We start from the raw sequence: 13,542 nt of genomic DNA, 5'->3' as shown, positions 1-13,542 counted from the left end.
GGCCGCTCGGGCGTGACCATCGAGAACACCACCATCACCAGTTCCGGGGCCGGCGGCGGGATCGGCATCGATGCCCGTACCACAACCAACATGGTGATCCGTGGCAACGCGATCACGGCCACGTCCGGCAGCGCCGGCGTGGTCGGCATGATCGTGGATGCCGCAACCAACCTCACGATCACCGACAACACCATCTCGACATCAACCTCAGGCACAAACCGCGTGATCACCGGCAGCGGCACGACGTCGTTCAACGCCGCTTCGACGGGTAACACGGCCGTCGGCAGCGGAGCCTGCAATTTCTCGGCCGCCCCGACCGGCTCGGTCGGCTTCACCAATCTCAGCTGCCCCTGAACCCGGGAGGCTGCGGCCAGCGCGCCCGGCGCAAAATCTCCGCCGTGACGCCCCGCGCCGGCCATATTCCGCCGGCAGCCTGACGCGGTTCCGCCTCCCGCAAGGCTCACTGCAAGGCTCACGGAGGGCCGCGCCATGAACCGCCTGACCGGTCCGCTGCTGGTCCTCACCCTGCTGTTCATCCTGCTCGGCACCGCCATGCTGGCCCGGGCCGCCTGATTGCATCCGGTCCCTGCCGCAGCCTAGACTCCGGGCAATGACCGCCGGTTCCCTCGCCACGCCGGACAGCCTCGCCCTGCCCGATGCCGCGGTGCAGGCGCATTCCGGCTTTGTCCGCCTGCATGCCTACTGGCTGGCCCGCATCATCGATGGCCGCCTGCCCGGCCGCGCGCAGATCGATCCGCTGGAGATGCCGCGCGACCTGCTGCCGCATATCGTGCTGTTCGAGGTGGTGACGGCGGCCGACGGCGCCAGACGCTACCGCTTCCGCCTGATGGGCAGCGCCATCGCCGCCATTCCCGGGCGCGACGATACCGGCCGCTTCTATGACGAGACCATCGCGCCGGATCTCTACCAGTCGCGCGGCGCGGGCCTCGATGCCATCGTCGACAGCGGCAGGCCGGGCTATGCCGCCTCGGCCCATGCGGCGCCGGACCGCGAGCATATCCATGTCGGCCGGCTCGGCCTGCCGCTGGCCAGCGACGGCCGTACCGTCGACATGATCCTCGGCATCCTGCTGCCGCTGCCGCGCCCGGATTGAGGGGCCCGGACTGACTGGCCCGGACTAGGATCTCAGCCGCGCCATTCGCTGCCCAGCAGGGCGAACAGGTCGCTGTCGCGCCACTGGCCGCGCACGAAGAAATTCTCGCGCAGGCTGCCCTCGCGGCGGAAGCCCAGCTTTTCCAGCACCGCATGGCTGCGGGCATTCTCGGTATCGGCCAGCGCCGTGATCCGGTGCAGGCCGAGATTGCCGAAACCGTAGCCCAGCAGCGCCCGCATGGCTTCCGACGCATAGCCCTGCCCGCGCAGGCGGCCGTCCAGCGAGAAGCCGATATTGCCCTGGCGATGCTCGGGGCTGGCGATGCTGAGCCGCACCATGCCGATGCCGCGGCCCAGGCCGATCTCCTCGACGCAGAAAATCCAGTCGCGCAGGCCCGGCCGCTCAGCCTCGGCGACCCGCGCGGCGATGAAGCGCGCGACCAGCGCGCGGTCCAGCGCCGGGCCGGGCAGGAAGCGCCAGAAGTCTTCCGCCACCGCGAATTCGGCAAAGGCGGCTTCGTCCTCGCGGCGGAAGGCCCGCAGGATCAGGCGTTCGGTGGTCAGTTCAGGAAAGGCGACAGCGGTCATGGCATCAGGCTCCCGGCACAGCTTTGGCCAGCATCATCCAGAACACAACCAGCAATCCGGCAAAAGCCGGCCAGCCGAGCAGGAACCAGCGCCGCAGGTAGACATGGTACAGCGGCGGCAGGGCGGTGCCGTCCCGCGCCGCCGCCACCGCCATGTCACGGATGCGCAGCTGCAGCCAGACCACCGGCGCCCAGCACAGGAAGGCCAGCGCATACAGGCCATAGGTCAGCATCAGCCAGCCGGCCTGGGGGTCCCAGCCGCCCAGCCGGATCAGCGCCACGCCGGTCAGCGGCTGCAGCAGCCCGGCGGTGCCGGTGAAGATCCAGTCGGCGCGCACCACCAGCCGGGCGACCCCGGCGATGGTCGCGACCTGGCCGCCCAGATGCGCCGCCCACAGGAAGAAGGCGATGCCGATCCCGGTACCGAACAGCACGGCCCCGCTCAGCACATGCAGCCATTTCACGAGAAGATACGGATCGGTCATCTGTCGTCGTCCAGCACCCAGTGGATGCCGATCAGCACCAGCACCGGCAGGTTCTTCAGCAGCGGGCCGTAGGGCTCCAGCCACAAAGCCGGCTGCGCGATGCCCAGCACCACCGTATAGCCCAGCACCACGGCCAGCTGCAGCAGCGTCAGCCGGCCCGCGCCCGGCCACCGCAGAAGCAGTCCGAGACCCAATGCGACATCCAGCAGCGAAAATCCGGTCGCCAGCGGCAGTGCCCAGCCGCCCGGCAGGCCGAGCCCGGCCAGAACCGGCTGCACGGTTTCCGCCGGCTGTAGCAGCCCGACCAGTCCCGAGATCAGCCACAGCAGCGCCAGCGCCAGCCGCGTCGCCGGCCGCAGCCAGTAGAGCCGCGCCTGCCAGCGGTCCTGCACATGGGAGGGATGCCGGGCCAGCGCCTGCGCCATCGTCTGCGGCACCCAGCCCATGGCGCGGGCGAAGCCGGCGGCATCGCCGGTATTGCCATGCTGCATCTGGCGCAGCGCATTGCTGCTGACCGGGCCGCGGCCGAACACATCGCCCAGCCGGGCCAGCGCCGCAACCAGCGCCATCGGCACCGGCAGCACCAGGCGCGGCGGCGGCAGGTCGAGCCAGGCCCGCAGCTGCAGGAGAATGCTACGCAGGTCCAGCGTCTGCGGCCCGGCCGGCTCCAGCGTCACCTGCCGCAGCCGGCGATCCGCCAGCAGATCGCAGACGCAGCGCGCGAGGTCATCGGCATGGATCGGCTGGAACTTCGCTTCGCCCGCACCGGCCAGCGGCAGCAGGCCCGGCACAGCCGCAAGCCCGCGCAGCAGCGACGTGCCGCCATAGCTGCCCTGGTGCCAGACCAGCGAGGGCCGCAGGATCACCCAGTCGAGACCGCCCTGCGCGCGCAGGGCCTGCTCGCCGCGCAGCTTGCTGGCCGCGTAATCCGTGCCGGCGCCGGCATCGGCGCTGATCGCCGAGATGTGGATCACCCGCGTCACGCCGGCCGCGGCGCAAGCCGCGAACAAAGCCGCCGGGCCGGTGGCATGCACCGCCTCGATGCCGCGGCCGCGCAGCAGGCCGGCCGCATTCACCACCGCACCGATGCCGGCCAGGCGCGGCCGCCAGACCGCCGGATCGGTGTCGCGGGCCAGATCGCAGTCCAGCGTGCCGATGCCGGGAAAGCGCCGCCGGGCTTCGTCCGCCCGCCGGCCGCCGGCAATCACATCATGGCCCGCCGCCAGCAGGGCGGCAGTGACATGCCGCCCGATGAAGCCGGTGGCGCCGAGCACGAGGACGCGCATGAAAGGCTATTTCCCGATGCAGAAGTCGCGGAAGATCACATCCAGCAGGTCTTCCACGTCGATCCGCCCGGTGATGCGCCCGAGCGCGCGGGCGGCGAGACGCACGTCTTCGGCGGCGAGTTCCGCGGTATTGCTGGCGCCGGAGAGAAAGCGGTCGAGCGCGGCGACGCAGTCTTCCAGCGCCGTGCGGTGGCGGGCCCGCGTGATCGTCGCGCTGCCGGTCAGGCCGATGCGGGATTCGACCTCGGCCCGCAGGGCATCGAGGAAGGCGATCAGGCCGGCGCCGCTTTTCACCGACACGGGATATACGTCGCGGTCGTTCACCGCCTCGCCCTCGGGCACCTCGGTGATGTCGCATTTGCTGGCCACCACCAGCGCATCGGCATCGATCAGGTCGCGCGTGGCGGCCGGGATGTCGCCGGCGACGAAATCGGCGGCATCGATCAGCACGATCTTGAGGTCGGCGGCCTCGGCGCGGGCCAGCGCCCGGCGCACACCCTCGCCCTCGATGCGGTCGGCGCTGTCCCTGAGCCCCGCCGTGTCAGCAAGGATCAGCGGATAGCCGCCGAGGTCGAGATGCACCTCGATGATGTCGCGCGTGGTGCCGGGAATATCCGAGACGATGGCCGCGTCGCGCTGCGCCAGTGCATTCAGCAGCGACGACTTGCCGGCATTGGGCGCGCCCAGGATCGCCACCATCAGGCCGTCGCGCAGGCGCTCGCCGCGGCGGCTGTCGGCCATATGGGCGGCGATCTCCTCGCGCAGGCGGGCCAGCTGCGGCTTCACTTCCGCCGCCACGCCTTCCGGCAGGTCCTCGTCGGCGAAATCGATATCGGCTTCCAGATGCGCCAGAGCGTGCGTGAGCCGGGTGCGCCAGCCCTCGTAGAGATCGCTGAGGCCGCCGCGCATCTGGCGCAGGGCCTGCTTGCGCTGGGCTTCCGTTTCGGCATTGATCAGGTCGCCGAGGCCTTCGGCTTCCGTCAGGTCGAAGCGGCCATGCTCGAAGGCGCGGCGGCTGAATTCGCCCGGTTCGGCCATGCGCAGGCCGGGCAGCTGCGACAGCCGCGCGAACAGGGCGGCCAGCACGGCGCGGCCGCCATGCAGATGCAGCTCGGCCACATCCTCGCCGGTGAAGCTGCCCGGCGCCTCGAACCACAGCACCAGCGCCTCGTCGATCATGGCGCCGTCGGCATCCTTCAGGCGGCGCAGGCTGGCGGTGCGCGGCTTCGGCACCTCGCGGCCGGTCAGCGCCAGCACGGCCTCGGCGGCGGCGGGACCGCTGAGGCGGACGACCGCCACGCCGGCACGGCCGGGCGCCGAGGACAGCGCATAGATGGTGGCGGTATCAGTCATGCGCCGGGTCCATCCCCTCCTTCATCAGCCGCCGGCCGGGCCCGCACCCGCATCAGCCCTTGGGCGGCGGCCCGTCCTCGGGCATCAGCATCAGGCGCGGCACCCGGCCGCCCTGCTGCAGATGGGTTTCGAGGATCTCGTCGATATCGGCGAAGGTCTCGGCGCGGTACCAGATGCCATCGGGATAGACCACCAGGGTCGGGCCGAGTTCGCAGCGGTCGAGACAGCCGGCATTGTTGATGCGCACGCCCTTCAGGCCGAGTTCCTTGGCGCGCACCTTCATGTAGTTGCGCAGCTTCTCGGACTCCTTCGCCCTGCAGCAGCCGCGCGGATGGCCGGCCGGCCGCTCGTTGGTGCAGACGAACACGTGGGCGGCGAAATAGGCGGCTGGATCTTCGGGCAGTCGGGTCATCGGGGATCGGTTTTCCGCTATTTTTTCTTGTCGCCGTTGCCATTGCCGCCAAAGCCGCCGGGCAGCTGGCTGAAAAAGAATTTCTGGATCTGCTCCAGATTCTGCAGACCCATCGGCGCCCAGGTCTTCAGCAGGGTTTCCGGGTCCATGGCATGCATCGACGACAGGATGCGGTCCTGCATCTGCTGCATCACCGCATCCTGCAGGGGCTGCACGTCCGGCAGGCCGAGGAAGCGGCGCGCTTCCTCTGGCGTGCAGTCGACATTGACTGTTATCTTCATCTCCAGGCGCTCCGCGAGAGAGGGGCCGCAAGACCCGAGAAGCAAGCAGGGACAAATACCTAGCATGGCCGGCGACCCCTTGTCAGGGACCAACCCGCAGAATCCCGGCGCCGAGATAGACCTTGGCCGGAACAATCTCGACCGGGCCGCCTCGCCCTATCTGCAGCAGCATCGCGACAATCCGGTGCACTGGCAGGTCTGGGGGCCCCAGGCACTGGCCGCCGCCCAGGCCGCCGACAGGCCGATCCTGCTGTCGGTCGGCTATGCCGCCTGCCACTGGTGCCATGTGATGGCCCATGAAAGTTTCGAGAATCCCGAGATCGCCGCGGTGATGAACCGGCTGTTCGTCAACATCAAGGTCGACCGCGAGGAACGGCCGGATATCGACGCCATCTACATGAACGCGCTGCATCTGCTGGGCGAGCAGGGCGGCTGGCCGCTGACCATGTTCCTGACCCCGAAGGGCGAGCCCTTCTGGGGCGGCACGTATTTTCCCGCCCGCCCCGCCTTCGGCCGCCCCGGCTTCACCGAGGTGCTGGAAAAGGTGTCGGAGGCCTATCACGACAACAGGACGGCCATCGCCCAGAATGTGAAGATGCTGGTCGGCGGCCTGCGCAACCTGGCCAAGCCGCAGTCACGCGACCGGCTGGCCCTGTCGACCGAGGTGCTGGACCAGGTGGCGGCGCAGCTGCTGACCCATGTCGATCCCGGACAGGGCGGCATCGGCGGGGCGCCGAAATTTCCGCAGACCGGGCTGTTCGACCTGCTGTGGCGGCATTACCTGCGCAGCGGCAGCGCGGATGCGAAACAGGCCGTGGTCACCACCATCACGCAGATGGCGCAGGGCGGCATCTACGACCATCTCGGCGGCGGCTTCGCCCGCTATTCCACCGATGCCGAATGGCTGGCGCCGCATTTCGAGAAGATGCTCTACGACAATGCGCAGCTTCTCGCCCATATGGCGCTGGTCGAGGCGGAGACGCAGGATCCGCTGCTGCGCGCGCGCATCGAGGAAACCGTCGGCTGGCTGCTGCGCGAGATGATCGCCGGGGATGCGAATGGCGGCGGCGGCTTCGCGGCGACGCAGGACGCGGATTCGGAAGGCGAGGAAGGCCGGTTCTATGTCTGGCAGAAGGCCGAGATCGACGCCCTGCTGGGCGCTGCGGCACCGCTGTTCTGTGCCGCCTATGACGTGACCGAACAGGGCAACTGGGAGCACAAGACCATCCTGCGCCGCAGCCGCGATCCCGTGCTGAAGGATGCGGCGACCGAAGCGAAGCTGGCCGCGGCCCGCGCCGTGCTGTTCGCCGCCCGCGAGAAACGGGTGAAGCCCGGCTGGGACGACAAGGTGCTGGCCGACTGGAACGGCCTGATGATCGCGGCCATGGCCGGCCTCGCCCTGCAGTATGACCGGCCGGACTGGCTGGCGGCGGCGGAACGCGCCTGGGGCTTCGTCACCGGCACCATGGCGGTGGGCGACGACAGGCTCGGCCATTCCTGGCGGGCCGGCCAGCTGGTCTTCCCCGGCCTGCTCGACGATTACGCGGCGATGATGGGGGCCGGCCTCGCGCTGTTCGAGGCCACCGGCAATCCGGATTATCTCGCGCAGGCGAAACGCTGGGGCGAGACGGTGGAAGCCGGCTATGCCGATGCGGTCAATGGCGGCTATTTCCTCACCGCCCGCGATGCCGAGACGCTGGTGGCCCGCACCCGCACGGCGGCCGACAATGCCACGCCCTCGGGCAACGGCCAGCTGGTCGGGGTGTTCGCGCGGCTGTGGTACCTGACCGGCGAGATCGCCTGGCGCGAACGCGCGCAGTCGCTGCTCGATGCCTTCGCCGGCGATGTCGCCCGCAATTTCTTCCCGATGGCCGCCTATCTGAACGGCTTCGATCTCTTCGCCAACGCGGTGCAGGTGGCGATCATCGGCCGCCGCGGCGAGCCGGAGACCGAGGCGCTGCTGCGCGCGGCCTACACGGTGTCGGTGCCCAACCGCATCCTGCAGGTCGTCGCGCCGGATGCGGCCCTGCCCGAGACGCATCCCGCCACCGGCAAGACCCAGATCGACGGCCGCGCCACCGCCTATGTCTGCATCGGCGCCACCTGCGGCCTGCCGGTCACCAGCCCCGGCGAACTCGCCGCCTCGCTGAAGGCGACCCGGGCCGTATGAGAAGAGTGGCCGTGTGAGAAAAGACAAGAGCCGGGCGGCGAAGCCCGGCTCTCGCTTTGTCCGCGGAAGGCGGCAGCGTCAGTTGGTCTTCCTGGGCAGCAGGGCCTGCACGTCGGCGGCCATTTCCTTCAGCACCACCAGCGGCTCTTTCGCCCGGCTGCCGTTGACGATGGACTGCATGTGGTCCTTGATCACGTCGGTGATCTTCAGGCCGTTCTCGCCCGGGAAGGCATACCACTTGGTCAGCAGCGGCAGCTGGGTCACCGCGGTGTAGTTGTTCGGATTCTTCTCGTAGAAGTCCTTCAGATACACCTCGTTGGCCTTCTTGTTGGGCGGCATGTAGCCGGTGGTCTTGGCCACGATGGCGGCGCCCTCGGGGCCGGTCCAGAATTTCAGCACCTCCCAGGCCGCCTTCTGCCGCGCCGGATCCTTCGACAGGATGACGGCGAGGTTGCCGCCGGCCGGCAGCCGGCCGACGCCCGGCTTCACATCGGGGAACTTCGCGGTCTTCAGGTCGAACTTGCCGCCGATCATGCCGGTGATCTTGGCGAGGTCGGAGGTCGAGGTGAAGTGGATGCCGGTCTTGCCGGCGGCGAAGGCGGCGCGCAGGTCGGCCTCGCGGTAGTCGGGCATCTTGCCCTCGGTGACCATGCGGGCGAGCTGCTTCATCGCCCACTGGCCCTCCGGCCCGTCGAAGGCGACCTTCGTCTCGTCCGCGTTCAGCATGCTGCCGCCCTGGCTGAAGACCGGGGCCTGGAACAGCCAGTTGCCGGTGATGTTCCAGGTGTAGCTCATGCCGTTGATGTCGCCGCCCAGCGCGTCGATCCTGGCCGACAGGGCGAAGACCTCATCCCAGCTGGTCGGCAGCTTGTCAGGATTGCCGCCGGCCTTGCGCACCAGATCGAGATTGTAATAGGCCACCGGCAGCGAGATGGCGAAGGGCACGCCGTAGACCTCGTTCTTCATGGTGCCGATGTCGAACATCGCCTGGTGGAAGCCCTCGGCCTCGAAATCCTTCTCGGCCTTGATGTACTTGCCGAGGCCGACGGCGATGCCGCGGTCGACCAGCACGCGCAGGCGGTTGAGGCCCTGGAAGGTGATGTCGGGCATCTGGTTGGTGATCGCCTCGCGCAGCACCTTCTGGGTGCCTTCCTCATAGGATTCATAGGGCGCCCGCATCGTCACCTTGATGTCGGGATGCTTCCTGGCGAATTCGGCGACGATCTGCTTGTGGGTCTCGTTGAACAGCTCGCCGTAGGGATACTGGATCACCACCTCGGTGGCGGCGCTGGCCGCCCCGGCGGCCAGCATGAAGGCGGCGGCGGCCGCGGCTGCAATTCGGGTGTGTTTCATGTCTCTCTCCTTGGCTGGACGGGAAAAGCGGAACGCGTGCTCACTTCATGCCGGTCAGGGTGATGCCCTCGATGAACCGGCGCTGGGCCATCAGGAAGGCAGCCACCAGCGGCAGGATGATCACTGTTGCGGCGGCCATCAGCGGGCCGTAGCTGGTGCCCGCCTCCTCGTTGCGGAAGGCTGCGACTCCCAGCGGCGGCGTATAGAGATGCTCGGAATTGACCGCGATCAGCGGCCAGAAATAGTCGTTCCAGTGCGCGACCACCGAGAAGATGCCGAACGCGATCAGCGCCGGAATGGCGGTCGGCAGCATCACCCGCCAGACGATGGAGAATTCCGACAGGCCATCCATGCGCGCGGCGTCGATCAGGTCGTCCGGAACGGTCAGGAAGAACTGCCGCATCAGGAAAATGCCGAAGACCGAGATGGTGAAGGGCAGGATCAGCGCGGCATAGCTGTTGAGGATGCCGATCTGGTGGAACAGCAGGAACAGCGGCACGGCGATGGCATGCGGCGGAATCAGCAGACACAGCAGCACCAGCCCGAACAGCACCCGGCGGCCGGGAAAGCGCAGCTTGGCCAGCGCATAGGCGGCCGGAAACGCCACCATCACCTGGATCGCCAGGATCGCCGCCGTCACGATCACGCCGTTCAGCAGGTAGCGCAGCAGCGGCGCCTTGGTGAAGGCTTCATGCAGGTTTTCCAGCAGGTACATCTGCCCGGGCCAGAAGCGGATCTGGTCGATGAAGATTTCCTGCGGCGGCTTCATCGCCGTCACCAGCATCCAGATGAACGGCATCAGCACCACCAGCGCGCCGGCCATCAGCGCGGCATGGCGCAGGCCGGAAAAGACGGTGTCGCGCAGGGCCGGGGTCATCGGTAATGCACCTGGCGCTCGATCGCCCAGGTCTTCAGCAGGGTCAGCAGCAGCACGAAACCGAGAAAGACGACGGCGATGGCGGCGGCATGGCCGGAGCGGAAGAACTCGAAACCTTCGGCATACATGGTGTAGAGCAGCACTTCCGAATGCTTGTTCGGCCCGCCCTTGGTCAGCACCTGCACGGTGTCGAAAACCTGGAAGGAGCGGATGCCACTGATCACCACGACAAACAGCGTCACCGGGCCAAGCATCGGCCAGGTCACCAGCCGGAACCGGCTCCAGGGCGAACGCGCGCCATCCAGTTCGGCGGCCTCGTAGAGATGCCGCGGGATCGCGGTCAGGCCGGCCATGAACAGCACCATGTTGAAACCGAAGGACTGCCAGATGCCGATCGTCGCCAGCACCGGCAGCACCAGCTTCGCGTCCTGCAGCCAGTTCTGCGCCCCGAAGCCCGCTGCCCGCAGCAGCAGGTTCACCAGGCCGAATTGCGGATGCAGCATGAATTCCCAGGAGATCGCCGTGGCGATCAGGGTTGCCATCACCGGGATGAAAAAGACCGCCCGGTAGAAGCCGCGCAGGCTGTCGCGGGATTCGACCAGCAGCGCGACGCCAAGGCCGAGACCGACCGAGGCCGGCACCACGATGGCAACGTACAGCAGGGTGTTGCCCAGCGATTTCCAGAACACGCGGTCGCCCAGCAGCGCGAGATAATTGTCGGCACCGATCCAGGCGAAGGCCGGTGCGCCGAGCTGGTAGTCGGTGAACGACATCAGCACCACGGCCATCACCGGTCCCACCAGCAGCAGGGCCATCAGCACCATCGCCGGCAGCGCCAGCAGGCCGCCGGCCAGCCGCTCGTAGAGATGCGCCGGCCAGATCGCCGGGCGGCGCAGCGGCGGTGCGGCCAGCTCAGCCATGAACCAGCCCCCGGCCGGCCGGCACCGCGCCGGTCATGGCCTCGGCCGGCACGCGGCGGCCATCCTCGCCGAAGAGAATGGTCCGGGCAGGATCGAAGCCGAGCCCGACCGGCATGCCGACACACAGATGCCGGCCTTCGGCCGGCTCAAGGCGGGCAACGATCCGGTCTGCCGCGCCGGTATCGCCGACCTGCACGAACAGTTCGGAGCCGAGATTCTCGATATGGCGGACAAAGCCCTGCAATGCCCCGCCATGGCCGGCGACACGGACCGCCTCGGGCCGGACGCCCAGGGTCAGCCCCGGCTGCGGCGTGCTCACGTGCAGGGGCAGCCGCGCCGTCTGCACCACGACGGTGCCATCATGGTCCTGCCGCACCGGCAGCAGGTTCATCTGCGGCGAGCCGATGAAACCGGCCACCCGGATATCGGCAGGATTGTTGTAGATTTCGTCAGGCGTCGCGACCTGAAGCAGCGCACCATCCATCATGACGGCGATGCGGTCCGACATGGTCATCGCCTCGGCCTGGTCATGGGTGACATAGATGAAGGTGGCGCCCAGCCGGCGGTGCAGTTCGGCGATCTCTGCCCGGGTATGGACGCGCAGCTTGGCATCGAGGTTGGACAGCGGCTCGTCCAGCAGGAAGGCATCCGGACGGCGCACAAGGGCGCGGCCCAGTGCGACGCGCTGGCGCTGGCCGCCTGAAAGCTGTCCGGGCCGGCGGTCCATCAGATGGGTGATGTCGAGCATGCGCGCGGCATCGTCCACGGCGGCGCCGATATGGCGCAGGCGGTCGCCGGCGCCGGGGAGGAAACGGCCCAGCAGCGGCAGGCGCTGCCACATGTCCAGTTCGCGCATGCGCAGCGGCACCGCGATATTCTCGGCGACCGTCAGATGCGGATACAGCGCATAGGACTGGAACACCATGGACAGGTTGCGGTCGCTGGCGCGCACGCCATCGACAGCACGGCTGCCAATGGTCACGCTGCCGGCATCCTGGTGCTCGAGCCCGGCAATGATGCGCAGCAGGGTCGACTTGCCGCAGCCGGACGGGCCGACCAGGGAGACGAACTCGCCATCTTCGATGGCCAGGTCGATGCCCTTCAGGACACGGGTCTCACCGAAGGATTTCTCGATGGACCGGAGCAGAACTTGTGCCATTGGCGGCCTCGGCATGCAGGCAATTCCTGCAGCCGTAGTACAGGCCGCCGATTTTCAGTTTCGTGGCACCGCGTTGAAGCTTTCTTTGCCGCCGGGCTTCCGTATAGACCTCCGCAACCATTGTAGGCGGCGGCTGCACGGTCCGGTCGCGCGGCCGCCGGCTTCCGCCACCTTCATGGATGGCGCCTGTTCATGGATGGCGCCCGCGTCAGGCCGCAGCCAGCCCCTTCTGCCACGGCGGCTTACGCCGCCGCGAGGGCCGTGCCGCCTTTCCTGCCGCGGATCATCAGGGCGAGGATCGCGGCGATCACGCCGGTGATGCCGGCGATGATGAAGGCCTGCAGATAGTCGCCCTGCTGGGTCCGCATCACGCCGGCGAAGAAGGCGGCCGAGGCGGCGCCAAGCTGGTGGCCGGCGGCGATCCAGCCGAACACGATCGGGCCGTCGCGCTCGCCGAAGGCTTCCACCGACAGCTTCACGGTGGGCGGCACGGTGGCGATCCAGTCCAGCCCGTAGAAGATCGCGAAGACCGACAGGCTGGCCAGCGAGAAATCGGTATAGGGCAGGTAGATCAGCGACAGGCCGCGCAGGCCGTAATACATGAACAGCAGCTTGCGCGGATCGTAGCGGTCGGTCAGCCAGCCCGAGCCGGTGGTGCCGACCAGGTCGAAGATGCCCATCAGCGCCAGCAGGCCGGCCGCCTGAACGGCGGCGATGCCCATGTCGCCGCAGAACGAGATCAGATGCGTGCCGACCAAGCCATTCGTGGTGAAGCCGCAGATCCAGAAGGTGGCGAACAGCAGCCAGAAATCCGCCTTGCGGCCGGCCCGGCCGAGCGCGCCGAAAGCCAGCACCAGCGGGTTCTGCGGCGCCGCCTGCGTCTGCACGGCGGCCGGGTCGGCGCCATAGGGCACCATGCCGATATCGGCCGGCCGCTCGGGCAGCAGCCACAGCACCAGCGGGATCAGCGCCGCCATGCAGGCCGCGATCACCCATACCACCGGCTGCCAGCCATAGGCCTCGGTCAGCGCCGCAAGGCCGGGCAGGAAGACCAGGGTGCCGGTGGCGGTGCTGGCGGTGAGAATGCCCATGATCAGGCCGCGATGGCTGACGAACCAGCGGTTCACCACGGTGGCGCCCAGCACCAGCGCGACGCAGCCCGAACCGACGCCCGACATCACGCCCCAGGTGGCGATCAGGTGCCAGGCCTCGCTCATGAAGCCCGACAGGAAGGTGGCAAAGGCCATCAGCGCCAGTGCCCAGACCATGGTGCGGCGGATGCCGAAGCTCTGGAACAAAGCGGCGGCAAACGGCCCCATCAGGCCATAGAGAAAGATGCCTATCGCGGCGGCCAGCGAGATGGTGTCGCGGTCCCAGCCGAAGGCCTTTTCCAGCGGCAGGATCAGCACGCCCGGCGTGGCACGCAGGCCGGCGGCGGCCAGCAGGGCGAGGAAGATCACACCGACCACCACGAAGGCATAGGTCTGGCCGGGGACGAGCTTGCGTGCTATGTTCATGTTACTGACCGGTACGTTTCAGACGGCCC

Annotated in this window: 13 protein-coding genes and 1 pseudogene; 3 read left to right on the top strand and 11 right to left on the bottom strand. The window is 68.3% G+C overall.

Going from position 1 to position 13,542, the window contains the following annotated elements; translation table 11 throughout:
• Together ACEQZY_RS17950 and ACEQZY_RS17945 are read left to right on the top strand one after the other, a co-directional pair.
• Positions 1-354: pseudogene (locus ACEQZY_RS17950) on the top strand (right-handed parallel beta-helix repeat-containing protein); the annotation flags it as partial.
• A gap of 256 nt (positions 355-610) precedes the next feature.
• Positions 611-1,114, top strand: coding sequence for a PAS domain-containing protein (locus tag ACEQZY_RS17945; protein WP_370156250.1), 504 nt, complete (start codon positions 611-613; stop codon positions 1,112-1,114).
• A 32-nt stretch (positions 1,115-1,146) separates the two neighbouring features.
• Here the strand turns inward: ACEQZY_RS17945 and ACEQZY_RS17940 are convergent, their stop codons facing one another.
• The 6 genes from ACEQZY_RS17940 to ACEQZY_RS17915 are packed head-to-tail and all read right to left on the bottom strand — an operon-like array spanning position 1,147 to position 5,517.
• Positions 1,147-1,701, bottom strand: a complete 555-nt coding sequence (locus ACEQZY_RS17940; RefSeq protein ID WP_370156248.1) for a GNAT family N-acetyltransferase — start codon at positions 1,699-1,701, stop codon at positions 1,147-1,149.
• Positions 1,702-1,705: 4 nt separating this feature from the next.
• The gene (locus tag ACEQZY_RS17935) at positions 1,706-2,185 is read right to left on the bottom strand and encodes a DUF2269 domain-containing protein (protein WP_341705602.1); all 480 of its coding nucleotides are present in this window, start codon (positions 2,183-2,185) and stop codon (positions 1,706-1,708) included.
• Positions 2,182-3,471 (bottom strand): SDR family oxidoreductase, encoded by a 1,290-nt coding sequence (locus ACEQZY_RS17930; RefSeq protein WP_370156246.1) that lies wholly within the window; start codon positions 3,469-3,471, stop codon positions 2,182-2,184. Before ACEQZY_RS17930 ends, ACEQZY_RS17935 begins: the two co-directional genes overlap by 4 nt.
• Positions 3,472-3,477: 6 nt before the next feature.
• The gene (mnmE, locus tag ACEQZY_RS17925; RefSeq protein WP_370156244.1) at positions 3,478-4,824 is read right to left on the bottom strand and encodes a tRNA uridine-5-carboxymethylaminomethyl(34) synthesis GTPase MnmE; all 1,347 of its coding nucleotides are present in this window, start codon (positions 4,822-4,824) and stop codon (positions 3,478-3,480) included.
• 52 nt (positions 4,825-4,876) lie between these two features.
• On the bottom strand, positions 4,877-5,236 hold the full coding sequence (locus tag ACEQZY_RS17920; protein WP_341705198.1) for a (2Fe-2S) ferredoxin domain-containing protein: 360 nt from the start codon (positions 5,234-5,236) through the stop codon (positions 4,877-4,879).
• Positions 5,237-5,253: 17 nt separating this feature from the next.
• Positions 5,254-5,517 (bottom strand): DUF6489 family protein, encoded by a 264-nt coding sequence (locus tag ACEQZY_RS17915; protein WP_341705199.1) that lies wholly within the window; start codon positions 5,515-5,517, stop codon positions 5,254-5,256.
• 64 nt (positions 5,518-5,581) lie between these two features.
• Here ACEQZY_RS17915 and ACEQZY_RS17910 point away from each other — a divergent pair, with 64 nt between their 5' ends.
• Complete coding sequence (locus ACEQZY_RS17910; RefSeq protein WP_370156242.1) at positions 5,582-7,687, top strand: thioredoxin domain-containing protein; 2,106 nt, start codon at positions 5,582-5,584, stop codon at positions 7,685-7,687.
• 78 nt (positions 7,688-7,765) lie between these two features.
• Here ACEQZY_RS17910 and ACEQZY_RS17905 read toward each other — a convergent pair whose 3' ends face one another.
• The 5 genes from ACEQZY_RS17905 to ACEQZY_RS17885 form a co-directional block, all read right to left on the bottom strand.
• Positions 7,766-9,040, bottom strand: a complete 1,275-nt coding sequence (locus ACEQZY_RS17905; RefSeq protein WP_370156240.1) for an ABC transporter substrate-binding protein — start codon at positions 9,038-9,040, stop codon at positions 7,766-7,768.
• Between the two features lie 40 nt (positions 9,041-9,080).
• Entirely contained in the window at positions 9,081-9,917 is an 837-nt protein-coding gene (locus ACEQZY_RS17900) for a carbohydrate ABC transporter permease (protein WP_370156238.1), read from the bottom strand.
• Positions 9,914-10,837, bottom strand: a complete 924-nt coding sequence (locus ACEQZY_RS17895) for a sugar ABC transporter permease (RefSeq protein WP_341705203.1) — start codon at positions 10,835-10,837, stop codon at positions 9,914-9,916. Before ACEQZY_RS17895 ends, ACEQZY_RS17900 begins: the two co-directional genes overlap by 4 nt.
• Positions 10,830-11,996 (bottom strand): ABC transporter ATP-binding protein, encoded by a 1,167-nt coding sequence (locus tag ACEQZY_RS17890; RefSeq protein WP_370156235.1) that lies wholly within the window; start codon positions 11,994-11,996, stop codon positions 10,830-10,832. Before ACEQZY_RS17890 ends, ACEQZY_RS17895 begins: the two co-directional genes overlap by 8 nt.
• Before the next feature lie 242 nt (positions 11,997-12,238).
• Positions 12,239-13,513 (bottom strand): MFS transporter, encoded by a 1,275-nt coding sequence (locus ACEQZY_RS17885; protein WP_370156234.1) that lies wholly within the window; start codon positions 13,511-13,513, stop codon positions 12,239-12,241.
• Positions 13,514-13,542: the final 29 nt, after the last annotated feature.

Source organism: Ferrovibrio sp., from assembly GCF_964218355.1.
Classification (GTDB): Bacteria; Pseudomonadota; Alphaproteobacteria; order Ferrovibrionales; family Ferrovibrionaceae; genus Ferrovibrio.
This window is presented reverse-complemented; position numbering and strand designations above follow the sequence as displayed.

What these genes read in the sequence shown, in the direction of transcription:
- ACEQZY_RS17945 (WP_370156250.1), top strand. Translation starts at nt 611, where the DNA reads ATGACCGCCGGTTCCCTCGCCACGCCGGACAGCCTCGCCCTGCCCGAT.
- ACEQZY_RS17940 (WP_370156248.1), bottom strand. Translation starts at nt 1,701, where the DNA reads ATGACCGCTGTCGCCTTTCCTGAACTGACCACCGAACGCCTGATCCTG.
- ACEQZY_RS17935 (WP_341705602.1), bottom strand. Translation starts at nt 2,185, where the DNA reads ATGACCGATCCGTATCTTCTCGTGAAATGGCTGCATGTGCTGAGCGGG.
- ACEQZY_RS17930 (WP_370156246.1), bottom strand. Translation starts at nt 3,471, where the DNA reads ATGCGCGTCCTCGTGCTCGGCGCCACCGGCTTCATCGGGCGGCATGTC.
- mnmE (WP_370156244.1), bottom strand. Translation starts at nt 4,824, where the DNA reads ATGACTGATACCGCCACCATCTATGCGCTGTCCTCGGCGCCCGGCCGT.
- ACEQZY_RS17920 (WP_341705198.1), bottom strand. Translation starts at nt 5,236, where the DNA reads ATGACCCGACTGCCCGAAGATCCAGCCGCCTATTTCGCCGCCCACGTG.
- ACEQZY_RS17915 (WP_341705199.1), bottom strand. Translation starts at nt 5,517, where the DNA reads ATGAAGATAACAGTCAATGTCGACTGCACGCCAGAGGAAGCGCGCCGC.
- ACEQZY_RS17910 (WP_370156242.1), top strand. Translation starts at nt 5,582, where the DNA reads ATGGCCGGCGACCCCTTGTCAGGGACCAACCCGCAGAATCCCGGCGCC.
- ACEQZY_RS17905 (WP_370156240.1), bottom strand. Translation starts at nt 9,040, where the DNA reads ATGAAACACACCCGAATTGCAGCCGCGGCCGCCGCCGCCTTCATGCTG.
- ACEQZY_RS17900 (WP_370156238.1), bottom strand. Translation starts at nt 9,917, where the DNA reads ATGACCCCGGCCCTGCGCGACACCGTCTTTTCCGGCCTGCGCCATGCC.
- ACEQZY_RS17895 (WP_341705203.1), bottom strand. Translation starts at nt 10,837, where the DNA reads ATGGCTGAGCTGGCCGCACCGCCGCTGCGCCGCCCGGCGATCTGGCCG.
- ACEQZY_RS17890 (WP_370156235.1), bottom strand. Translation starts at nt 11,996, where the DNA reads ATGGCACAAGTTCTGCTCCGGTCCATCGAGAAATCCTTCGGTGAGACC.
- ACEQZY_RS17885 (WP_370156234.1), bottom strand. Translation starts at nt 13,513, where the DNA reads ATGAACATAGCACGCAAGCTCGTCCCCGGCCAGACCTATGCCTTCGTG.